Origin of the sequence: Neobacillus niacini, from assembly GCF_031457145.1 — a bacterium.
Classification (GTDB): Bacteria; Bacillota; Bacilli; order Bacillales; family Cytobacillaceae; genus Neobacillus; species Neobacillus niacini_J.
Window position 1 is genome coordinate 328110 of sequence record NZ_JAVDVZ010000003.1, and the last position, 23222, is coordinate 351331.

Here is a 23222-nt window from a genome sequence, read left to right on the forward strand (position 1 = left end):
CTCTTTAAAATGTGTAGATATCTCTTTAACATGTGTAGATATCCAATTTAATTCATTGATCACCAACGTTTTTCAGTGGCTTTTTAGCCGGACCTTCAATTACATCGCCAGCATAGGAGAACCGAGAACCGTGACATGGGCAATCCCATGATTTTTCAGCATGGTTCCATTCGGTTTCACAGCCTAAATGCGTACAGGTGGTATCCAAAATGTATAGCTTGCCGTTTTCGTCCTTATAGGCACCTGCACGTTTCCCGTTATGCATGACGACAGAGCCTTCACCATTTTTCAAATCCCCAGGATCCTTAGGTACAAACTCAAGCTTGCCTTTAATTAAATGTTTCGCAACATCTGCATTGGTTGTTACGATAGATTTAATATCAGGATCCGCATCAAATCGCGATGGGGAATATAGTTCCTGATATGGATTATCACGTTTTAAAACGTAATCAGTGAGTAAATGGGCTGCGAGAATTCCTGTTGTCATCCCCCATTTTTTATAGCCTGTTGCCACTAAAATGTTCTCTTTATTTGCCGTAAGCGGACCAATATAAGGGACCTTATCTAAGGTAACCAAATCTTGTGCCGACCAACGATAATGATACTCTGATAAATCGAATACTTCTTTTGCAAACGATTCAAGTGCAAGATAATGACTTAGAGTATCCACTCCTTGACCAGTTTTGTGGTTTTCGCCGCCAAGAATAAGGAGGTTACCCCCATCAATTGGTGTGTAGCGAATAGACCGGCTTGGACTGTCAGCACTGATATACATTCCGCCTGGATACGGCTTGTCCGTTTTAATCCCAATTGCGTAGGACCTATCAGCGTACATTCTAGCAAAATAAAGACCTGGTTTATCGTAAAATGGAAAATGGGAGGCAATAATAACATGTTTACATGTAACCTTATGTCCACCCTTAATCTTAACCTTTGGCTGTGTGGATTCTACATCCTCGATTCCAGCTGCTACCGAATTTTCATAAACCGCGCAACCCGCTTTTACTGCTTCGTCTAATAGCCCCTTTAAAAATTTCAATGGATGATATTGGGCCTGATTTCTCATTAATAGTGCAGATTTAATTTGAATATTAAAGGGAATGTTTCCCACTAGGTTACCATCAATTCCCAATTTTTGATAAGCAGAAAATTCAGTCTCAAGTTTTCTATCATATTGATCTGTTGTTGCGTAAACAAAGGCATCCTGCTTGCTGAAATCACAATCTATCCCTTTTTCTTTAGAGGTATTTTCAACGAATTTAATGGCATTTGAGGCTGATTCGAAATATTGCTTAGCCTTTTCCTCACCGAAATGATTGATTAATTCATCGTAAATCAATTCATGCTGTGCAGTCAGCTTTGCAGTGGTATGACCTGTAGTCCCGTTTAATACTCCACCTGCTTCAATCAATGCAACCTTTACTCCATCTTTTGTAAGTAAGTATGCTGCAGTAATACCTGTAATTCCGGCACCAACTATTGCAACATCTACGGTGATATCTTGATTCAATTTATCAAAAGTTGGCAATTCTATTTCACGCCAATAGGTTCGTGGAAAATGATGAGTGTTTTCTGCTGAGCTCATAGGTATACCTCCAATATAGTATTAATAGGTTTATTTTTTCCTAACTTTTCAAAAAAATGTGTTGGGTTCCCTTTATAAAAATATTATTTGGAAATAGATTTAGATTGACGGAAGATTGTGGTATTGATATTTTTTAATATAATAACAATTTTTTTGATAAAAGAGGGTGCTGGTATGGGGAAGAGATTTGAGACAGAAATTTTACATGGTAATAAAAAAAATAATAGTAAAATCGCTAGTAAGGTAACGCCAATTTATCAGACCTCAGCATTTGCCTTTAAGGACCTTGATGAATTAGAAGGCTTTTATCATGGCAATGGTCAATATCTTTATTCACGGGTTGGCAATCCAAATACTGACGAGCTTGGAGAAGCAGTTGCAAGACTCGAAGGGGCTCCAGCAGGTGTTGCATCTTCCTCGGGATTGTCAGCGATTTTAGCGGGAGTTTTAGCTGTAGTGAAAAACGGAGAACATATCATTGCTGCCGATGATTTATATGGCGGCAGCTTCCATCTGTTAAAGGAAGAATTAAATCAATTTGGGATTGAAACAACTTTTGTCTCCTTCAAAAATCTAAATGATGTTGAAAAGGGGATTAAAGAAAATACAAAACTGCTCTACACTGAATCGATTACAAATCCGTTGTTAAGGGTAGAGGATATTAAAGGAGTAGTAGAATTAGCCCATAAGCACCAGCTAAATACATTAGTTGATAATACATTTGCTACTCCATACCATTGTCAGCCCTATACAGTGGGAGTGGATTTAGTCGTTCATAGTGCGACTAAATACATCGGAGGGCATAGCGATGTAACGATTGGTGTCCTCACAGGCAGAGAAGATTTAGTTGCTAGTGCACGCTCAAAAATCGTTAACCTCGGAACCAATGTCAGTCCATTTGAAGCATGGCTGACATGCCGTGGTTTAAAGACATTAGCATTGAGAATGAAAGCACAATCCAGCAATGCCAAGAAATTAGCAGAAGCATTGTCACATAATCCTTTTGTTGAAAAAGTATATTACCCATTTGAACAAGAGGAAGATGGTTTTGGTGCAATGGTAACAATCGAGCTTTCTAAAACGGTTGATATCAATCACTTTTTTCGCTCGCTAGGTTGGGTTAAAATTGCTCCAACTTTAGCAGGAGTTGAAACAACCGTTTCACATCCATTAACGACTTCACACCGGTCACTCCCTCCAGAGGCTTGTGAAGCATTAGGAATCACAAATGAGGTTGTTCGAATTTCAGTAGGAATCGAACATGCTGAGGATATAATTTCACAATTTGAACAGGCCATTGAAAAATCGCATTAAACATACAAAAGAACCCAAGATTATTAGGGTTCTTTTCGTTTTTTTATATTAAATTCACTACTTCGTGATTTTCTTTTTTACCATGACAATGACAACCAGGCGTCCTGTTTAGCATCCAAACCTAATCCAACCACCACTGAACTTCCGATTTCAAATAAAACGATTAAGACAAAAAGTTAAGCAGCCTCCTTTAATCGTTATACATTGAACTTAGCCTGATGACTGATTAGTTGTTTTGGAAGTAGATAGTTTTTTCCTAACTTTATCAACTACTACTAATAATAGCGGCAAAATAAAACATATGGTTAAGGAATACGGAGTGAGTGTTGTAGCATTAAAATTATTAATAGAAACAACATTTGGAAGCAAAAGGATAGAAAAGGGTAAGATTAAAAATGATAATGGGAAAGTAAGGATTTGATAATTTTTCAACCCCAATAATTGAGCTAATCCAAGAGTAAGCCCATAATAGCAAATCGTCACCTTAAAATAAATAGTAAACACCCAAATGATCGCAACAATCACTTCAACCCGTTCAAAAAAATTCCCAATGCTTATCTTTTTCCCTAATATATAAGTAGGATAGGCTTGTCTTGAGGTAAAGTCAGCTCCCAATACTAAAATACTGAATAGGACAATAATGGTTAAGATGAAGCCGCCCATGATAGTAGCTAAATAAAAGGATTTTTTCATTTCCGATTTTTCCGCAACAAAAGGTGTAACCATTAATAATATGATTAACTGTAAATAAGGCAGTCCCAATTGGTGAAGGGATCCACTTATAATGGGTTTTATACCTTCTCCGAAAATAGGTTGAATATTTTCTAATTTGATTTGTGGGATAAGAAATAAGAATAAGATTGATAGTAGTAAGATAATCCATGGGAAAAAGATTAATGCCGTACGGCAAATAACTTCTAAGCCTAATCGGACACCGAAGACGCTTGTCAATACAAACAAGATGATAATTACTTGAATAGGTGTATCAACCATTACTTGGGTTGTAAAAAAGTCGCCGATTGCTCTATACCCGCCAGAAGTAATAATGAGAACATAAGTCAGATATAGAACCGATGCTAGTTTGCCAAACCATTTTCCTAAAATTTTTTCATTCACTTCTACATAAGTCATGGATGGATAAAGGGAAATTAACTGGATATAGACAAATATAAATAGTAAGCTTGGAAAAATCGTTAAGGCAGAAGCAATCCAGGCATTCTGTTTGGCTATAGTTGCAAGTAAAGCGGGTAATGAAATGATGGCGGTTCCAACAGTAAAGGTAAATACGATAATACTAAATTCACCGGCATTCATTTTTCCTTTCTCAAGCATCATTGGTACTACACCTCTCTATGACATAATCCGTTCGAAGTAAGAAGTTATTGGATTAAAAATTTTCGTTATCCAGTCTAACGGAGCTGGAATGGAAACATCTTTGCTTAATAGAATAGCCAGGATCATACCTATTGAAAGCAATAGAAAATAAACAATCATTTCTCGCCACCATTTTTTTTTCACAAGGGACGGAATTTCAAAGAAAGAAATAATCGCCCCAATAAATAAAATTCCGACTATGGCCCACATCTATGATTACTCCTCAATTTCCTTTTGAAAGGATTCTGTAATCGCGCCTAATCGACGAATCTCTGCTTTTACGTTAACAGTTACTTCCAATTTTGCGAATTCTTGGTCCCAATTTTGTTGCAGATGTTTCCAAGCTTTCGGATCAGTCCGGTGAATCACTTCCCCGAAACCAAAGATATCGCTTTGATAATCCTCTTGGACCTTTTTAATTGCTGCTTCTATATTTTCTTTAATCGAATGTTGATATTTTTTATTTAATTCTTTGATTTTTTCAGGTTTAGATAAATCGAATTTGCACGCTACTTCACCGACATTTCCATCTGAAGTGACATTTATAGAAATTTTCGGTTTCCCTTTCTCGATTTTCCCTTTAACGTTAGTTTTTGAATGAGTGGTGGCAATCGTTATTTTTCCATCTTTACAAGGGAAAGTTACAGCTGTTGCTTTTATATTATCTGTAATATAATTAAAGCCTTTACTATCGCTTTCATTTAACCACCCGATAAGTTTATCACTCTTAAATACTCCAATTGTATCGATTTTCAAACCTGTTTTTGGTGAAACATTTTGTACATTTGTAAAAGCACTGCCAGACTCAGGGTTTCCATAAACGTGAACTCCCGTTAGAATAGGTTCTTTCCCTTTACTAACAATACTTGTTATTAATTCATCAATCGTAACGGGCCTTGTCGGTGCCCATACTTTTTCTGAAGTTTCCAAAGTATTGGCAGCATCCGTTGCTGGGTTTTTTTCGAGAGCCGTTTGGACATTAAGAATATCGTAAGCCTTCGCTCCCTTCGCTACAGTAAGAAAAAAATCAGAACGCATTTCATGATGCCGGGAGAGAACATCGAGGACCTTACCGATTCCCCCTTTAGCCAATTCCTCGCCAAAAACAACTTGACGTAGATGGGCTACATAAATTCTTCTTGGTACATCCGTTGATAATCTCCTCATTGCTTCAAAAATGGTGTCTCCGGTTTTCATAAATCTTATCACTTCCGTTCGGCCGGTAGCGTTTTTTCCGGCAATCTCTGATGGATTAACAATTTGTATGGAAACGAGGTATCCATCCTTTGCTTTATCAATCCCAATGGCTGTGACAATGGCAATCTCATTTAGCTCTTTTCTGCTCCAGCATGCGGTTAGAAGACTACTTATTAAGAGGAACATAAGGAATAAGCATATGATTTTTTTCATTTTACTACCTCTCTCATGCTTCCTATAATTAATTCGATGGTTTCGGAGAAGGTGTATCTTCTCTTTTTATGTTTTTCTGACTTATCAAGCGGGGTCGTGAAAATAATGACCAATGTGGCATACGAATGATACTGTCTTTTTGATCCTTTAAAATAAAAGGTGCAAAAGGAGCTAAATAGGGGACCCCAAATGACCGTAAGCTGTTGAGATGAAGAACCATCACGATTAGACCTAAGATAATTCCAAACAATCCAAATGACGCTGCAAGTAACATAAACAAAAAGCGAAGAATCCGAACGGAAATGGACATATTAAAATTCGGTGACACAAAGCTGCTTATGGCTGTTAAGGAAACAATAATGACCATAGAGGCAGAGATAATCCCTGCTTCCACGGCAGCTTGGCCAATAACTAATGCACCCACAATGGAAATGGACGAACCTACTGCCCTTGGTAATCTCACCCCTGCTTCACGTAAAATTTCAAACGTTAATTCCATCATTAACGCCTCGACAAGCGCCGGAAAAGGAACCCCCTCACGCTGTGACGCCAGACTAATAAGCAATTGTGTAGGCAGCATTTCTTGATGAAACGTTGTAACGGCGATAAAGAGTGATGGCGTAAGCAAAGCAAGGAAAAATGAAAAATACCGAAGTAATCGAATTAAAGTTGCAATATCCGCCCGTTGATAATAATCCTCACTTGCTTGAAGAAAATGTACAAAAAGTGCGGGTACAACAAGGACAAAGGGCGTTCCATCAACAAAAATTGCTATTCTTCCTTCTAATATTGCTCCAGCGACAGCATCAGGCCGTTCTGTATTATAAACAGTTGGAAAAGGGGAGTAGGTTTCATCTTGGATGAGCTCTTCAATATAGCCGCTTTCAAGAATCGCATCAATGCTGATTTGATTTAACCGGCTTTGTACCTCCGCAACCGTTTTATCATTGGCAACACCTTTTAAGTACATGATAGCAACGTCAGTTTGTGTCTTCGTCCCGATTTGTTGTGTATCAATCCAAAGATTGGGATCTTTTATTCTTCGTCGTACTAATGCAGTATTTTTTCGAAGCGTTTCAGTAAATCCATCCTTTGGACCTCTAACAACAGTCTGGGAAGAAGGCTCCTCCACACCGCGGTCAGCCCAATATCTTAAACTAATAGAAATTGCTTGCGAACAACCATCAATAAAAAGAATCGAATCCCCTGATAACAAGTTGAGAAATAGCTTCTGAAAATCATTGATATCACTTATCCCTGACACAGGAAGAGAATGAGTTTTTATCAAATTAAAGAGATTTGATCTATCAAAAACCATTGAATCTAGCTCAGCATTTCGTATTTCAAACATTAGGGTGTTAAGAACAAAATCTTGAAGCTCTGCTGAATTCGTTAATCCATCTGTGAAAATGACCGCAATTTTGATTTCGCCATTTTGACCAGCTTGAAATTCCCTTATGACAATGTCCGAACTATTTCCAACTGTTTTTTTTATATAGTCAATATTCTCTTTAAGGTTTAAAGAAATATTGATGCTTTTTTGGGCTTGTGAAGATTGGTTTTGATCCTGCGCCTGTTCTTGAATTTGATCTTGACTCTGTGGTCCACTTTGATTATTTTGTTGTTTTTTTAATTTTTCATCTTGTTTATCTTGTAGTAATTTTTTAATCGGAATAGGAATACGGGTTTTCATTTCTACCCTCCTCGAAGACCAGTGTGAATGTTTTTATACTTTCACTATAAATGGAAAATTATCCATTCCTGCTAAAAGGTGACAGGATTAAACAAAAAAAGACCATCAAGTTCCAAATTGATGGTCTCTTTCATATTAGGTTTTTGCGCGATTTTCTTATGTTAATCTATTTCCTTTTTGACCGGATCAATACGGGTGGCGTCTTCAGAGTGAAGCGTTCCTCTTAAAAAATAAACGAAAGTACCCCCAACAATACCAAGACAAATGATAAACCCAATGGTTGTAACCCACCATCCAGCCATTCAAATCCCCCCTTTTATAAAACATATGCGAGGGGGGAATGTTTTATTTTTCGATTACTCTTTCTTTTCCTTTTCAGCGTAATAATCTACTTTTTTTATATTTACTCCGACAAAGGTTTCGATAATAGATTGCCCGCCAGCAATCGAGAAGATTAAAATAATCACAAAGGTTACCCGAGGAAATAGTAAATAGCCGCCTCCAAGAATGATGGCACTCCAAACACCAGCACACCAGTAACATTTCAATAAATACCCAAACATGGATTTGGGTACTTCCTTCGTTACCATTCCATGATTGGTTTCTACTTGAACCTGCTTCATAAACGGTTTACGGATAAATTCAGTAATTTTATCAAAAACGATTAAATGAGTTAAACGATAACTTGCCAAAATTAACATGACATAGGTCATCCATGAAATGTCTCTCACATTTTCTCCTCCGGAATTTCAGTTAAAAATTTACCATCTGTATATTTTGAGCTTTAAATTAAAAATATATATCGGAGGAGGTGTAAAATGAAAAAATCTTTTTGGATTAGTTTACTGTTACTACTATCACTTATTAGTATCCCAAGTGTTTCATTTGCCCAGCAAATTTATACCGTTCAGCCTGGGGATACACTTTGGAAAATCGCAGTTCGTTACCAAGTGGGGATAACTGAAATCATCTCAGCGAATCCGCAATTTAAAAACCCAAACCTTATTTATCCAGGAAATAAGGTTACAATTCCTAGTTTTGATGCAACTAAAAGCATTGAAAGCCAAGTTATTCAATTAACGAATCAAGAAAGAGCAAAAAATGGCTTAAAAGCTTTGACGCAGGATTGGGAGCTTTCCAGAGTAGCCCGCTATAAATCAATGGACATGCGGGATAAAAACTATTTTAGCCATACAAGCCCGACATATGGAAGTCCTTTTACGATGATGAAGAACTTCGGAATTTCATACCGTTCAGCTGGCGAAAATATTGCAGCAGGACAAACCACTGCACAGGAAGTTGTTCAAGCTTGGATGAACAGCCCAGGTCACCGAGCAAATATATTGAGTGGGAATTATACGCATATCGGTGTTGGTTACGCGAAAGGCGGATCACAAAGACATTATTGGACGCAAATGTTTATTTCAAAATAAGCGAAAAGGGTCAGTTCCTCCAAGAGGGGACTGACCCTTTCTAAGTCTCAAGACCGATAAGAAAATAAAGCGCTGGGTCGTTATGGGGAAATTGTAATAAAGGTAAGATGAAATCAAGATAAAGAAAGGAGGAAACAAAATGAAAAAATTTGGTTTACTAGTAGCTGGTGGGATTGCAGCCATCATTTTACTTTCAACAATAGGTCCAATGATAGGGTTGCTGGTTGGAATTGCGATTCTGTACTTCATTTTTAAGCAGTTCTTAAAGACTGATTCGACTGGAGGCAAGATTCTACTGGGGATTATCGGATTTTTTGTACTAATGGCCTCCATCCATAATGCTCCTGCGATTATTGGTGTTCTAGCTGCCTATATACTATATCTTGTTTATAAAAACTGGAATAGTAGAAAAAAGACTGTTGTAAAAGAGGATTCTAATCCGTTTATAAATTTTGAAAAACAATGGAATGAAATAAACAAACATTAAGGAGAGAAGAAAAATGACAAACTTATTTACAAGAATTAAAGATACAATAATGGCTGATTTACATGAGGCTGTTGATCAAAAGGAAAAGAAAAATCCAATTGCCCTTCTTAACCAATACCTTCGTCAATGTGAGCAAGAAACAGAAAAGGTAAGAAAGCTTTTGGAACGTCAATACGTCCTGAAAGATGAATTCACTAGAGAATATTCCCAAGCAGTGGAATTAGCAGGGAAAAGGAAGTATCAAGCAGAAATCGCTTCTAAAGCAGGAGAAATGGAGCTTTATGGGTTTGCTTCAGCAGAACATCAGCAATACTCAAGTCGTGTTGAGCGCCTAGGTGCTTCTCTAGAGCAAGTGAAAAATCAGCTTTGTGAATTAGAGAGAAAATATGAGGAAATGAAGCACAAGTTAAAAGATATGCAGATTCGCCGATTAGAATTAATGGGACGTGAGAATGTTACACGAGCAAATCATCGAATGAATCAGGTTTTAGATTCAAATACTGATTCTAATCAAGCGTCCTCTCGTTTCCAAGAAATTGATAATTATTTAGATCGTTTAGAACATCAAGTAAATAGTTCTTATTACCGCGATACCATTGACGTAAGAATCGCCCAATTAGAAAAAGATATGAAATTAGAAGAAAGCAAGTCCATTTAATAACCAAAAGATGGTATTCTAAAGAGGTGCAGTAAGCTGCACCTTTTTGGCAATAATGTTAAAATTAATAAAGAAATCTAAAAAGGGAGGGTGGGCCGAATGTTAAAAAAAGCGAAAAATGATTATATGGGATGGCTGGTCGTAATCGGGATTGTCATTCTGCTGCTTGAAATTCTATTTTTCAACCATGGTCTTATTTTCTCCCTTTTCTTTTCTAGTGCAATGATCTATTATGGTCGAAAAAAGACAGGAAAAAAGAGCGGGAAATTTCTCTTTTTTGCCGGAATTATTTTCTTAGTCATTAGTGTGTTTAGTATGATGACCTTAAAATTTCTATTGCTGGCCATTTTACTTCACTTAATTATTCAATATTCTAATTCAAAAAAGAACCCTAATAAAATTGCTATCGATATTAAAGAATCAGAACAAGTACAACAAGAAGAGATGCTTATTAAGAGCCAACCGCTCTTTGAGAATATATTATTTGGACAGCAGAAAACGCCAAGTGGTGTTTATGAATGGAACGACATTAACATTCAATCTGGAATTGGTGACACCATCATTGACCTAAGTTATACGGTTTTACCAAAAGGCGAAACAATCATTTTTATTCGCAATGTTTTTGGTAATATACAAATTCAAGTACCTTATGAAATTGAGGTTAGCGTTCATCATTCATGTGTTGTTGGTGCTACTACTGTTTTTGATCATCATCAGTCTCAGGTTTTTAACCAAGCATTCCATCTTAAGACAGCCGGCTATGAGCATGCAGAGCAGAAGGTGAAAATCTTTACATCCTTGCTGGTGGGGAATTTAGAGGTGAGACGGATATGAGCACTGTCCAAAGGCAGATACTCTCGAATGTTGGCTTTTCGCTCATTCTTGCACTCGGAGTATCTGCGGCCTATATCTTCGTTTTTCCCGTTTCCGATTGGTCGGAATTATGGAATCGACAGTTTATGGATATTCCTTTTGTGATTTTTATTCCGGCATTCAGCATTGCTGTTGGAATATTATTGGGAATTATTTCTGGTTTCTTTTGGAGACGTCAGCTCCAGGATGTTGAACAATCATTGCATCATTTGGAGCAGGGAAGACTGACTGCCTCAGACGGAAAACCAGCCATCTCAGAAATGCAAGGTATTGCTGAGCAGATTGATCGGATAGGCAGGCAAATGGCTGAACAAGCCAAGCTTTCACAACGATTGGCTACAGAAAAAGTGGAGGATCAGGAATCTAGAATTCAAGAAATTATTGAACAAGAACGAAATCGCCTCGCCCGAGAATTACATGACTCCGTCAGTCAGCAATTATTTGCAGCTTCCATGATGATGTCCGCCATTAATACCACAAAACAAGGAACTAGTGAGGTTGATAGGGAAGCCAAGCAGTTAAAAATGGTCGAAGAAATGATTCATCAATCGCAACTTGAAATGCGTGCCCTACTTCTTCATTTGCGTCCAGTTGCGTTAAAAAATAAAACGCTTCAAGAAGGAATTGAAGAGTTATTAGTCGAATTATCACAGAAAGTAACAATGGAAATTAAATGGAAGATTGAAGAATTTCCACTTGATAAAGGAATCGAGGATCATCTTTTCCGTATCCTGCAAGAGTCTGTATCAAATACACTTCGACATTCGAAAGCAAGCAAATTAGAAGTTTTATTGATAAAGAGGGATGACCTTGTTATTTTAAGGATTGTGGATGATGGAATTGGCTTTGAAGCTGAAACAATGAAGGCAGGGTCTTATGGCATGCAGAATATGCATGAACGGGCGGTTGAAGTTGGAGGCACTTTAAAGGTGATTAGCGTGAAAAGTAAAGGTACGCGGCTGGAAGTAAAGGTACCGGTTATGACAAATGGAGATGGTGTAGATGATTAGAGTAGTATTTGTCGATGATCATGAGATGGTGAGAATTGGAGTTTCCGCTTATTTATCAGCACAGCCAGACATTGAAGTGGTTGGTGAGGCCGCAGATGGGATTAGGGGTGTGGAACTGGCACTTGAGCTGAGACCAGATATCATTTTAATGGATTTAGTGATGAAGGAAATGGACGGTATTGAAGCAACAAAGCAAATAATTGAAAACTGGCCTGAAGCAAAGGTAATCATCGTCACCAGCTTTTTAGACGATGAAAAAGTTTACCCTGCACTCGAAGCAGGCGCCACCAGTTATATGCTGAAAACTTCTAAAGCAGATGAAATTGCGAATGCTGTCCGTGCCACCTATCATGGTCAATCCGTTCTTGAGCCTGAAGTAACAGGAAAAATGATGCTTAAAATGCGCCAGAAACAACAGCACTTGCCACATGAAGAACTCACCAGCCGTGAAATGGAGATATTATTGTTGATGGCAGAAGGAAAAGCAAATCAAGAAATTGCAGATGAACTATTTATCGCCCTGAAAACAGTCAAAACACATGTCAGTAATATACTAAGTAAACTAAGCGTCCAAGATCGAACACAGGCTGTCATATATGCATTTAAACACTCGTTAACTAAATAATGCTGAATTGAAATAAAGGGCTGAGCAAGTCCTTTTTCTTTTGAAAAATCCCTACTAATCTTAGAACTTGTCTCATAGGTTAATAAAAGTGAGATTGTTTTGAAGGGGAGTTCGTAATGGCTATCTTTTACAAAGGGATTTTATTTTTGGCGCTTTCTGCTTTTTTAGGAGAAGGTGTGGAGTTCTTAGTTAATTTGATTCTTGCAAAAGAGTTGGGCAAGCATGGGTTAGGTTTATATATGTCCATTCTGCCATCCATTTATTTACTCGTTCTTTTGTCTAGCTTCGAACTGCCGGTTTCGATTTCTAAGTTTGTTGCGGAAAAAGAGGAAAAGTTTCATCGAAATATTCTTTATCATGCAATTACGATTACCATCATTTTCACGAGTATCCTATTAGTGTTGGCGGTAATACTCATGCCTTTTATTTCTGTTTTTGATGGTTTCCATCCTTATACCAGATGGTTAATTATCCTGTTAATTCCCGTCATTTCTTTTACCTCGGTCGCACGGGGATATTTTATGGGAAGGCACCAGATGGGGAAAATAGCGATTGCCAACTTCTTAAGAAAATCAATCCAGCTCGTGATGTTGTTTGTGTTGTTTCGCTTCTTTAAAATTGACGCAGAAACATCCGTACTCATTGCAATTGCATCATTTATTGGCAGTGAAATTGCTGTGTTCCTCTATTTATCCTACACGTTAATCATTCAATTTCAGCAGCTAAGACGTATGCCCTTTTCCAATTTAAATCGAAAGGCTGTCCGTAAAAATTTGGTAGCTGTCTCGGTGCCAACCACGGGGTTGCGGTTATTCTCCGCTTTGACAGGTGCGATCCAACCCTTTTTAATTAAGGCTGCATTGGTTAAATCTGGACTTTCTGATACAATCGCAACCGAGCATTTTGGCATGCTAATGGGGGTTGCTGTATCAATAGGATTTTTCCCTGCATTTATCGCTCATTCCTTAATGACTGTCTTAATACCAGCTGTTTCAAAGACATATTCACTGAGAGATTACTCCACACTGCAAAAAATGCTATCACAAGTAATGCTGCTTACCTTTCTTTATGGAGTTCCTGCGATGGTAGCTTTCTATGTATTTGCCCCGCAGCTTACATCGATATTCTTTGAATCTTCTACAGCTGCAGTTTATTTACAAATGCTATGGCCGTTTTTTCTCTTCCACTTTTTTGTCATGCCAATGCAGGCATTTTTAATTGGGTTAGGTCTTATCAAGGAAACGTTTATACATGGCATTTGGTCAACGATTGTTTCCTTTTCTATTATCATTATCCTTGCTCCACGTCCCGAATGGAGGATGGAAGGTGTGATTATCGCTATGAACACCGGATCTGTTCTATTGGCGTTACTGCATTATTTAACGATTTGTAAAAAAATTGGTGTTTCTATTCTCATGAAAGGCCTCATCCAGAAAAATAATTAAGAAAAATTAATAGATAGTGTAGGGATTAGACATGTTTATTCCGTCTATTTATGTAAGAAGTGTTATAGGGAAAGAAGGTTTCGAAAAAAATGCGGGATAGAATGCTAGATTCGTTTGAAGTAATCGTAAATGAACATGGAAAAACCATTTTTAATTATATTTTTTCTTTAGTAAAACATAAAGAACTTGCCGAGGACCTACACCAAGAAGTTTTAACATCCGCTTATTTGGCGTTTCACACGATTAAGGAACCAGCTAAAATAAAAAACTGGTTATTTACGATAGCAGGAAATAAATGTCGTGATTATTGGCGGAAGGAAAATAAAGCAAAGCAATTTTGGAAGGAAGAAGTGTATTCCTATGCCTCGATAGTTGAAGCCGCTCCTCTTCCGGAAGAAGAAGTTCTTCAAAAATATTCGGTTGAAAAAATGGAGGAAACAGTAATGTCTTTACCAGAAATATATAAGTCTGCTATATTTCTATATTATTTTGAAGACCTTACTCTAAATGAAATTTCTAATAGAAGCAATATCCCAATTTCAACTGTGAAAACAAGAATGAAAAGGGGAAAAGAGCACCTTCGACCAAAGCTCCAGTCTTTAGCATAATAAAAAGCCGGGAAAACAAATCCCGGCTTTTGTTGTTTAATCTTTACTTGAAAGTATACCAAAAATACGCAAAATACTTACAAACAGGTTAATAAAGTCTAAGTATAAGTTTAATGCCATTAACGGAACTTCCTCTGCACTTACACCGTAATGCTTCATCCGATTGAAATCAAATAGAACGTATCCGCTGAATACTACTACACCAATGAATGAGAAGGCCAACATGGCTGTAGAACTTAACGGCATGAAAATATTCCAAATGGAAATTACGACTAAAGCCAGTAGGGCAGCAAGTAGGAATCCGCCTAAAAATGAGAAATTACGTTTTGATTTAGTGGCATAAATAGCTACTCCTGTAAATACTACTGTGGTAGTCGCGAAAGCCATCATTACCACATTTGCTCCAGCAGTTAGTGCATAATAAGAAACAATTGGGTATAAGGTAATCCCTGAAATAAAGGTGAAAATATACAAGAAAGTATAGGAAATGGCTTTTTTACGTCTAAAGAAAAAGGCAATCATCAGCAGTACAAATTCAAGGATGGCTAATGGTAAAAATAATGCCGGCGGTACAAAGGTACCCGCCATAGTCCCGACGAAGGCGATGGCAAGTGAAAGTGCAAACGTCCTAATAACAGAAGGTAAAAATTCAGTAGATGTTTGTGCATACAATTTTCTTCACCTCAAAATATATTTATATCTAGAATATACGAACAAAAGGTCAAGATGTTTCATTTTTTCTAGAAAATTCTTGTTCTGCTTTTAATAAATCTCTTATTTCAGTAAGAAGTTCTTCTTGCTTGTCAATTTTAACCTCTACTTTGACCTCTTCTTCCTTCTTTTTAAAGCGATTGAGAAATTTAATAAATATAAATATTGAAAACGATATGATTACGAAATCGATAATTGATTGTATAAATACTCCATATTTTAATGGGCCATAAGCCAGATCTTTAACATCAACCGCTCCAACGAGTAATGTAATTATAGGCATGATAATATCTGCAACGAGAGAGGAAACAATCTTCCCAAATGCTCCGCCAATGATAACACCGACAGCGAGATCAATGACATTCCCTCTCATTGCAAATTTCTTAAATTCATTTAACATACAAAACCTCCAAATTTTAATAAATGCAGTAAAGAACAGCCGCCGTAACGGAAGCTGTTCCACCAATTATACCATTTAAAAAGCCCAATTGCCTTTTCTAAATACTGGCTCTGATTTTCCATTAGCAGTAATCCCGTCAATGTTCATTTCCTCGGAGCCAATCATGAAATCAACATGCGTAATACTTTCGTTTAGACCATTTTCCTTTAGTTCTTCAGGAGACATTTTCTTTCCTCCTTCGATACAGAAAGCATATGCACTGCCGATTGCTAAGTGGTTCGATGCATTTTCATCAAACAAAGTATTATAGAATAGGACATTAGATTGTGAGATTGGTGAATTATAAGGTACAAGTGCGACTTCACCAAGATAATGCGAACCTTCGTCCGTTTCCACAAGGCGCCTTAGAACTTCTTCTCCTTCTTCCGCTTTAAAATCAACAATTCTTCCATTTTCAAAGGTTATCGAGAAACGATCAATAATATTTCCACCGTAGCTTAATGGTTTTGTACTTGCAACGATTCCATTTACACCTTCCCGATAAGGAACAGTGAAGACTTCCTCCGTTGGCATATTAGCCATGAATTCAAAACCACTTTCATTAACACTGCCAGCACCAACCCAGATATGGTTTTTCGGAAGTTCAATAGTTAAATCCGTTCCAGGGGCTGTATAGTGAAGTTTTTGATAGCGTTTTTCATTTAAGTAACTAACCTTTTCATGCAAGGTTTCATCATGCTTTTTCCAAGCATCCACTGGATTATCAGTGTCTACTCGAACTGCTTTAAAGATGGCATTCCATAGTAATGAAACTTGTTGGTCGCTCGGTGCGTCTGGAAAAACCTTCGCAGCCCATGCAGGGGAAGGCGCGGCAATCACTGTCCAGCTAACCTTGTCTGATTGTACTGCTTGACGATACTTAGCCAATGCAGTACCAGCTGATTTTTGGAAGTTAGCAATCCGTTCTGGATTTACGCCTTTCAATAAGTCAGGGCTGGAGGAAACAATCGCCATAAACGCTGCACCTTGTTCAACCAAATCTTCTTGTTCTTTTGCACGCCAAACAGGGTATGTAGTAAAAGCTTCATCGGGAGCTAATTCGTATTTTGTTCTGGATACCACATCGTCATTCCAGTTAACTATCACGTTCGTTGCACCTGTTTCATAGGCGCTTTTTACAACTAGACGGACAAACTCTGCCGAATCTAATGTTGCATTGACAACCAATGTTTGGCCCTTCTGAATATTAACGCCAACTTTAACGGCAAGCTCTGCATATTTCTCAAGATTCTTTTGAAATTCGCTCATTTTTTAGTCTCCTTTTTTCAAAATCTTCCATCTATATTTTAGCTTTTTTACTGTGAAAAAGATACTGATAGCAGTCATGCTCAAAAAATAGGCAAAAAAATAAGTAGGGATGCTACTCTCTACTGTAATTTGCTGCCGTAAACTTTTATATTAAGATAAATCCCTGCTGAAAATAGTACTAAAAATGTAATAATACCTGACCATGATGTGGGAGACATAAATTGTGAAACTTCCACCAATATCACCACCCTTATAAGTAGGAAATGTTTACAACTTAATTATAATAGTAAAAGGGGCAATTGTGAACAATTTGTTACAATTTATGGGTGCTTTTGAATATAAAAAGGATCCCATTCAGGATCCAACAACTGTCTTTTTTTCATATGTATAAAACATAAGCCAATACAACCCGGCACTTAATAGAGCGAGCAGGCTAAGTACGAAAAATGTCCACTCATATCCTATCCAAACAGTCAAAGGGATAGATAGTGGAGCTATCGTCCTACTAATGGTGAATCTAAGACTCGCAGCAGCAAAATATTGTCCTCGCATATGCTCAGGGGCAAGCTTGGAAACAAAGCTTTGTTGAATTCCTGCGCCCATTAACTCCGCAAAGGTGAAGACAGCCATCGCAATAATAAATCCCCAAATCCAATGGGTTTGACTAAAGAGTACAATGGAAATGGCGTATATGACGGAGGAAAGAACAAAAACATTCCTCTCTTTAAATCCACTCATCCATTTTGTGATTATAACCGTTAATAAGGCAACAAGAAAGCCATTTTCCGCGAGCACAATTCCAAAGGCTTGCTCTCCTTTAATAGTAAATGACCAGTCTCCTATCGAAAAAAGAGTTTGAAGTTCGATTACATCTTTCATATAAACAGGGAATAATAAGTCTAATTGCATAAACGTCTGCCCAGCTAATACACCTGCAATAATAAAAATAAGAAAGGTTCTATCTTTTATAATCAACGTGTAATCCTTTAACTGATTTTGTAAAAAGTAGTACCATTTCCGATCAGCATCGACAGCTTCCACTTTTTGAATCGGTGCTGTTTCTCTAGTCCATTTTGCTAAAATGAATCCAAGTAAAATACAAACGATTCCAGCTACTAGTAAAAGTTCAAATCGGTAATTCACATAAAAAATGGCACCTAAAATAGGTCCAATGACGACCGCGATATTTATCGATGTGTAGAAAATAGCAAATACACTGCTTCGATCCTTCTCGTCAACCACATCAGCCACCATTGCTTGACTGGCTGGCCAATAAAACGATCCGAAAACGCCTGCAATCGCAAAGGCAACAAATCCGATCCAAGGGGACTCGAGCCAAGGTGAGCTTGCAAAGGCAAAAGCTAAAAAAGAAAGCCCTTGTCCAATGGCTGAGAGAACCATCATCCTTTTACGCCCAAAGCGATCGGCACAGTATCCACCCATAAGATTGGCGATAACGGAAAAAATCTGAGAAAATACCAACAGAAAGCCGGCTTTATTTTTACCGAATTCATCTGCGAAATAAATCGTCAAAAACGGGAAGAACATCCAAAACGTAATGTTCATCATAGCTTCGCTAAATAAGCGAACCTTTAAATTAGGATCCCAATCTCTAATCCTCATGTATTACCTCACTCCCAATATGTATAACAGCTAATCCATCATACTATTCTGAAATAGGAAAATACAAGAAAAAAGATGGTGATTCGTTTTTCTCCAATTCTGCAATTAAACTTATTATATGCTATATTTATCATTCAATGGTTTTACAGAAAGGGTGTTTATGAAGTGAAAAAAAGTGTTGTAATAGCTGAAAAACCATCTGTTGCACGAGACATTGCGCGCGTACTGAATTGTAATAAAAAAGGTAATGGTTTTTTAGAGGGAGATAAATATATTGTTACATGGGCATTAGGTCATTTAGTTACACTTGCTGACCCGGAAGTGTATGACGATAAATATAAAACGTGGAAATTAGAAGATTTACCAATGATGCCGAATGAGTTAAAGCTCGTAGTTATTAAGCAAACGAGTAAGCAGTTCCATGCAGTGAAGAGCCAGCTACAGCGTTCAGATGTAGGAGAGATTGTTATCGCAACGGATAGTGCTCGTGAGGGGGAACTCGTTGCACGGTGGATTCTGAATAAAGCAAAGGTAAATAAACCCACGAAGCGGTTATGGATTTCATCCGTTACGGATAAGGCGATTAAAGAAGGATTTCAGAAGTTAAGAAACGGTAAGGAGTATGAAAATCTATATCTTTCTGCAGTAGCGAGATCTGAAGCGGACTGGTATATCGGTCTTAATGCAACTCGGGCACTAACGACAAAGTTTAATGCGCAATTAAATTGCGGACGTGTGCAAACTCCGGTTGTAGCGATGGTTGCAGCACGCGAAGATGAGATTAAAAATTTCAAATCTCTAAACTACTATGGAATTGAAGCACAAACCGATGATAAGTTAAAACTAACCTGGCAGAATGCTAAAGGTGATGGTCGCAGCTTTGATAAGGAAAAAATCGATGAGATTGTCAAAAAACTTGGCAGGAAAAATGCTGTTGTAACGGAGATTGAGAAAAAGCCGAAGAAGTCATTCTCTCCGGGTCTTTATGATTTAACAGAATTACAGCGTGATGCCAACAAAATATTTGGTTATTCTGCTAAAGAGACGCTAAATATTATGCAAAAGCTGTATGAACAACATAAAGTGTTAACATATCCTCGTACAGATTCACGCTTTATCTCATCAGATATAGTTCCAACGCTTCCAGAACGTCTTAAAGCATGTTCAATAGGAGATTATCGTCCGATAGTAAACAAAGTGTTAAAGAAACCAATAAAGGCTTCTAAATCATTTGTAGATGATAGCAAAGTAAGTGATCACCACGCCATTATTCCAACGGAAGGGTATGTGAACTTCTCTGCTTTTACAGATAAAGAACGTAAAATATATGATTTGGTTATTAAACGCTTTCTAGCAGTATTATTCCCGGCATTTGAGTACGAACAATTAACGCTGCGTGCAAAAATAGGTGATGAGAATTTCGTTGCGCGTGGAAAAACTATTCTGAACCCCGGCTGGAAAGAAGTTTACGAAAACCGCTATGAAGAAGATGATGATGCAGACGATCTAAAAGAACAGATTTTACCCCGAATCGAAAAAGGTGATTCATTAAATGTTAACTTAATCGCTCAAACGTCGGGCCAAACCAAACCGCCTGCACGCTTTACAGAAGCGAGCATTTTATCAGCAATGGAAAATCCAGTGAAGTTTATGGAAAATCGGAATAAACAGCTTGCAGACACATTAAAATCGACCGGTGGTCTCGGTACTGTTGCAACACGTGCAGACATTATTGAGAAACTGTTTAATTCGTTCTTAATTGAAAAACGCGGAAAAGATATTCATATTACATCTAAAGGGCGTCAACTGCTGGATTTAGTTCCAGATGAACTAAAATCACCTGCAACAACTGCTGAGTGGGAACAAAAGTTGGAGTTAATTGCACAAGGTAAACTGAAAAAGGAAACATTCATCAATGAGATGAAGCAGCATACAAAAGAAATCGTTAGCGAAATTAAAGCAAGCAATAAAAAGTATAAGCACGACAATATTTCAACAAAATCATGTCCAGACTGCGGGAAACCAATGCTTGAAGTAAACGGCAAAAAAGGGAAAATGCTCGTATGCCAGGATCGTGAATGTGGTCATCGTAAAAACGTCTCACGTACTACAAATGCTCGCTGCCCACAATGCCGTAAAAAGCTTGAACTACGTGGTGAGGGTGAAGGGCAAATCTTTGCATGTCAATGTGGATATCGTGAAAAGCTATCTGCTTTTGAAGCACGACGCAAAAAGGAATCTCGTGGAAAAGTATCTAAAGGCGATGTGCAAAAGTATTTAAAACAGCAGCAAAAACAAGAAGAGCCAATCAATTCAGCTTTGGCTGATGCTTTAAAAAAGTTAAACCTAAAGTAGTCATATAAAAATATGCACATTAATAATCATGAAAGGTTATTGTATGTGCGTATTTTTTTTAATTTACATAGTACCTTTTCTTTGCTATTCTGCTAAAGTGTTATTGTACTAAAATTCTGACAATTACATTGACAATCAGGCTTTTTATCACATACAATAATTATTAAACCAATAGAATTTGTGAATGGGATGATTACCAATGAGGCATCAAAAAATGAACCAAATATTTATAAAAGAGGCTGGACTCCAAATCTAATCTGAATTGGAATCCAGCCTCTTTCTTTATTCTATTAAAGTGGTAGAGGTGAGAAATATGATTATGCTAACAGGTCAAAGTTTAAATTTGAAACAAATGAAGGATGTCTTATATCGAAAAGAACAGGTTTTTGCTTCTGAGCAAAGCATGGATTTTGTAAAAAAAAGCCGTGAAGCAGTTGAGAAAATTGTTACAGAACAAAGAGTAGTCTACGGAATCAATACAGGGTTTGGAAAGTTCAGTGATGTATTAATTGATAAAGAACACGTCAGGGATTTACAGCTAAATTTAATACGCTCCCATGCTTGCGGCATCGGAGAACCTTTTCCGGAGATTGTTTCAAAAGCAATGCTTCTTTTACGTGCAAATGCCCTATTAAAAGGATATTCAGGAGTTAGACCCATACTTGTTGAAAAACTAGTAGAGCTAGTTAATAAGGAAATCATACCGGTTATTCCACAGCAAGGTTCACTTGGTGCCAGCGGTGATTTGGCTCCTCTTTCTCATTTAGCTTTAGTGCTGATTGGAGAAGGAGAAGTTTTTTACAAAGGGAAGCGGATGGAATCCGTTCATGCCCTGCAAATGGAAGGGATTCTTCCACTTACATTAGAGGCAAAAGAGGGTCTAGCACTGATTAATGGTACACAAGCAATGACGGCAATGGGCGTTGTCGGCTATCTAGAAGCAGAGCAGCTTGCATTTGAAAGTGAGCTAATCGCAGCGATGACGATGGAAGGATTGAATGGTATTATTGATGCATTTGATGAAGCGGTTCATGTAGCTAGAGGCTACCAGCAGCAGATTGACACTGCCGCAAGAATTCGTCGATACCTAAGTGATAGTTTATTAACAACAGTACAAGGAGAATATCGTGTGCAGGATGCCTATTCATTAAGGTGTATTCCTCAAGTCCATGGTGCTTCCTGGCAGGCACTAGATTATGTAAAGGAAAAACTAGAAATTGAAATGAATGCAGCAACTGACAACCCGTTAATCTTTGACGATGGTGCAAAAGTTATCTCTGGAGGGAATTTTCATGGCCAGCCGATTGCGTTTGCGATGGATTTCATGAAGATTGCTGTAGCAGAGCTTGCGAATATTTCGGAAAGACGTATTGAAAGATTAGTAAATCCACAATTAAATGATTTACCCCCTTTCTTAAGTCCTGAACCAGGTTTGCAGTCAGGAGCGATGATTATGCAATATGCGGCGGCATCGCTAGTTTCAGAAAACAAAACGCTTGCCCACCCAGCAAGTGTCGATTCCATTCCCTCTTCTGCGAATCAGGAGGATCATGTAAGTATGGGAACCATTGCATCTAGGCATGCTTATCAAATTATCCAAAATGCAAGAAGAGTACTAGCTATTGAACTGATATGTGCCATGCAAGCAGTTGAAATTCGCGGGGTAGAAAAAATGGCCAGCCAAACCAAGAAGATGTATGAGAAGGGAAGAGAACTTGTTCCTTCCATAAAGAAGGATCGAATCTTTTCTAAAGATATTGAAAGGGCTGCAACAGGTCTAAAAGAAATGGACTTAAGGAAGCTCATTATAGAATTTGATAATGTTAAATAAGCAAAAAGGCGTGAATTTCACGCCTTTTATTCTACATCTTTCGTTTCAACTCTATTCTTAAATGCTTCTTGTACTACAATTAACTCTTCGTCCCCAATGGCATCCTTTGAATGTCTTTCAACTAAGTTATCCTTTGGTAAATCTCCAGGATGACCTTTCTTTTTATGATTAAAATGTTCTCCACGTGCCAAATCAAACACTCCTTTCGTCTACGAATGTATCATTCCCAAACCAAGGGAATTTATTATTCTTCGTTGATTTTATCTTCTGATTTTGATGGGCTGCACATTCGGTCAAGTAGAAAACCGAAGAACACCATAAAGGCAATCGGAATAACGTAATTCAACACGTGAATGGATGTCATATACGTCCACCTCCATTTTTGGAATATTATTAATATTTAGTATATTTTAATGTTGTTTATTGTATATGTCAATTGTCACAAAATAGACAAATTTTATTGATTTTTCATAGGTTTT

The 23222-nt window shown here is 37.6% G+C and carries 23 protein-coding genes; 11 read left to right on the forward strand and 12 right to left on the reverse strand.

Features of this window, described 5'->3' with window-relative positions; translation table 11 throughout:
- Positions 1-52: 52 nt before the first annotated feature.
- On the reverse strand, positions 53-1585 hold the full coding sequence (locus J2Y03_RS10630) for an FAD-dependent oxidoreductase (protein WP_310193700.1): 1533 nt from the start codon (positions 1583-1585) through the stop codon (positions 53-55).
- A 174-nt stretch (positions 1586-1759) separates the two neighbouring features.
- Between J2Y03_RS10630 and J2Y03_RS10635 the strand changes: the two genes are divergently transcribed.
- Positions 1760-2899 carry a trans-sulfuration enzyme family protein gene (locus J2Y03_RS10635; RefSeq protein WP_310193703.1) on the forward strand — a complete coding sequence of 380 codons (1140 nt, stop codon included), beginning with the start codon at positions 1760-1762 and terminating at the stop codon, positions 2897-2899.
- A gap of 210 nt (positions 2900-3109) precedes the next feature.
- On the opposite strand, the gene J2Y03_RS10640 is transcribed toward J2Y03_RS10635, so the two are convergent.
- The 6 genes from J2Y03_RS10640 to J2Y03_RS10665 form a co-directional block, all read right to left on the reverse strand.
- Positions 3110-4234 carry a GerAB/ArcD/ProY family transporter gene (locus J2Y03_RS10640; RefSeq protein WP_310193705.1) on the reverse strand — a complete coding sequence of 375 codons (1125 nt, stop codon included), beginning with the start codon at positions 4232-4234 and terminating at the stop codon, positions 3110-3112.
- A 15-nt stretch (positions 4235-4249) separates the two neighbouring features.
- Positions 4250-4483, reverse strand: coding sequence for a hypothetical protein (locus J2Y03_RS10645; RefSeq protein ID WP_310193707.1), 234 nt, complete (start codon positions 4481-4483; stop codon positions 4250-4252).
- A 6-nt stretch (positions 4484-4489) separates the two neighbouring features.
- Entirely contained in the window at positions 4490-5683 is a 1194-nt protein-coding gene (locus J2Y03_RS10650) for a Ger(x)C family spore germination protein (protein ID WP_310193710.1), read from the reverse strand.
- A gap of 28 nt (positions 5684-5711) precedes the next feature.
- Positions 5712-7376 carry a spore germination protein gene (locus J2Y03_RS10655; protein WP_310193712.1) on the reverse strand — a complete coding sequence of 555 codons (1665 nt, stop codon included), beginning with the start codon at positions 7374-7376 and terminating at the stop codon, positions 5712-5714.
- Between the two features lie 161 nt (positions 7377-7537).
- On the reverse strand, positions 7538-7678 hold the full coding sequence (locus J2Y03_RS10660; protein WP_310193714.1) for a hypothetical protein: 141 nt from the start codon (positions 7676-7678) through the stop codon (positions 7538-7540).
- 54 nt (positions 7679-7732) lie between these two features.
- Positions 7733-8107, reverse strand: a complete 375-nt coding sequence (locus J2Y03_RS10665; RefSeq protein ID WP_310193717.1) for a DUF1360 domain-containing protein — start codon at positions 8105-8107, stop codon at positions 7733-7735.
- Positions 8108-8194: 87 nt separating this feature from the next.
- On the opposite strand from J2Y03_RS10665, the gene safA reads away from it, so the two are divergent.
- The 8 genes from safA to J2Y03_RS10705 all read left to right on the forward strand — a co-directional run bounded on the left by safA (position 8195) and on the right by J2Y03_RS10705 (position 14515).
- The gene (gene safA, locus J2Y03_RS10670) at positions 8195-8809 is read left to right on the forward strand and encodes a SafA/ExsA family spore coat assembly protein (protein WP_310193720.1); all 615 of its coding nucleotides are present in this window, start codon (positions 8195-8197) and stop codon (positions 8807-8809) included.
- A gap of 139 nt (positions 8810-8948) precedes the next feature.
- Positions 8949-9296 (forward strand): lmo0954 family membrane protein, encoded by a 348-nt coding sequence (locus J2Y03_RS10675; protein WP_310193723.1) that lies wholly within the window; start codon positions 8949-8951, stop codon positions 9294-9296.
- A 13-nt stretch (positions 9297-9309) separates the two neighbouring features.
- Positions 9310-9954: a PspA/IM30 family protein gene (locus J2Y03_RS10680; RefSeq protein ID WP_310193726.1), complete on the forward strand. Its 645-nt coding sequence runs from the start codon at positions 9310-9312 to the stop codon at positions 9952-9954.
- Positions 9955-10053: 99 nt separating this feature from the next.
- Positions 10054-10788 (forward strand): cell wall-active antibiotics response protein LiaF, encoded by a 735-nt coding sequence (gene liaF / locus J2Y03_RS10685; RefSeq protein WP_310193728.1) that lies wholly within the window; start codon positions 10054-10056, stop codon positions 10786-10788.
- Positions 10785-11837 carry a sensor histidine kinase gene (locus J2Y03_RS10690; RefSeq protein WP_310193731.1) on the forward strand — a complete coding sequence of 351 codons (1053 nt, stop codon included), beginning with the start codon at positions 10785-10787 and terminating at the stop codon, positions 11835-11837. Before liaF ends, J2Y03_RS10690 begins: the two co-directional genes overlap by 4 nt.
- The gene (locus J2Y03_RS10695; protein WP_310193734.1) at positions 11830-12462 is read left to right on the forward strand and encodes a response regulator transcription factor; all 633 of its coding nucleotides are present in this window, start codon (positions 11830-11832) and stop codon (positions 12460-12462) included. Before J2Y03_RS10690 ends, J2Y03_RS10695 begins: the two co-directional genes overlap by 8 nt.
- A 116-nt stretch (positions 12463-12578) precedes the next feature.
- Entirely contained in the window at positions 12579-13907 is a 1329-nt protein-coding gene (locus tag J2Y03_RS10700; protein ID WP_310193737.1) for an oligosaccharide flippase family protein, read from the forward strand.
- 101 nt (positions 13908-14008) lie between these two features.
- On the forward strand, positions 14009-14515 hold the full coding sequence (locus tag J2Y03_RS10705; RefSeq protein ID WP_310193739.1) for an RNA polymerase sigma factor: 507 nt from the start codon (positions 14009-14011) through the stop codon (positions 14513-14515).
- A 36-nt stretch (positions 14516-14551) separates the two neighbouring features.
- Here the strand turns inward: J2Y03_RS10705 and J2Y03_RS10710 are convergent, their stop codons facing one another.
- The 4 genes from J2Y03_RS10710 to J2Y03_RS10725 form a co-directional block, all read right to left on the reverse strand.
- Positions 14552-15187 (reverse strand): Bax inhibitor-1/YccA family protein, encoded by a 636-nt coding sequence (locus J2Y03_RS10710; protein WP_310193741.1) that lies wholly within the window; start codon positions 15185-15187, stop codon positions 14552-14554.
- Between the two features lie 49 nt (positions 15188-15236).
- Positions 15237-15626 carry a large conductance mechanosensitive channel protein MscL gene (gene mscL / locus J2Y03_RS10715; protein WP_310193744.1) on the reverse strand — a complete coding sequence of 130 codons (390 nt, stop codon included), beginning with the start codon at positions 15624-15626 and terminating at the stop codon, positions 15237-15239.
- A gap of 75 nt (positions 15627-15701) precedes the next feature.
- Positions 15702-16934: an aminopeptidase gene (locus tag J2Y03_RS10720; protein ID WP_310193746.1), complete on the reverse strand. Its 1233-nt coding sequence runs from the start codon at positions 16932-16934 to the stop codon at positions 15702-15704.
- Positions 16935-17288: 354 nt separating this feature from the next.
- Complete coding sequence (locus J2Y03_RS10725; protein WP_310193748.1) at positions 17289-18557, reverse strand: MDR family MFS transporter; 1269 nt, start codon at positions 18555-18557, stop codon at positions 17289-17291.
- Positions 18558-18722: 165 nt separating this feature from the next.
- On the opposite strand from J2Y03_RS10725, the gene J2Y03_RS10730 reads away from it, so the two are divergent.
- Together J2Y03_RS10730 and hutH are read left to right on the forward strand one after the other, a co-directional pair.
- Positions 18723-20912: a DNA topoisomerase III gene (locus J2Y03_RS10730; RefSeq protein ID WP_310193751.1), complete on the forward strand. Its 2190-nt coding sequence runs from the start codon at positions 18723-18725 to the stop codon at positions 20910-20912.
- A gap of 313 nt (positions 20913-21225) precedes the next feature.
- On the forward strand, positions 21226-22743 hold the full coding sequence (gene hutH, locus J2Y03_RS10735; RefSeq protein WP_310193753.1) for a histidine ammonia-lyase: 1518 nt from the start codon (positions 21226-21228) through the stop codon (positions 22741-22743).
- Positions 22744-22769: 26 nt separating this feature from the next.
- Here the strand turns inward: hutH and J2Y03_RS10740 are convergent, their stop codons facing one another.
- On the reverse strand, positions 22770-22934 hold the full coding sequence (locus tag J2Y03_RS10740; protein ID WP_310193754.1) for a hypothetical protein: 165 nt from the start codon (positions 22932-22934) through the stop codon (positions 22770-22772).
- Positions 22935-23222: the final 288 nt, after the last annotated feature.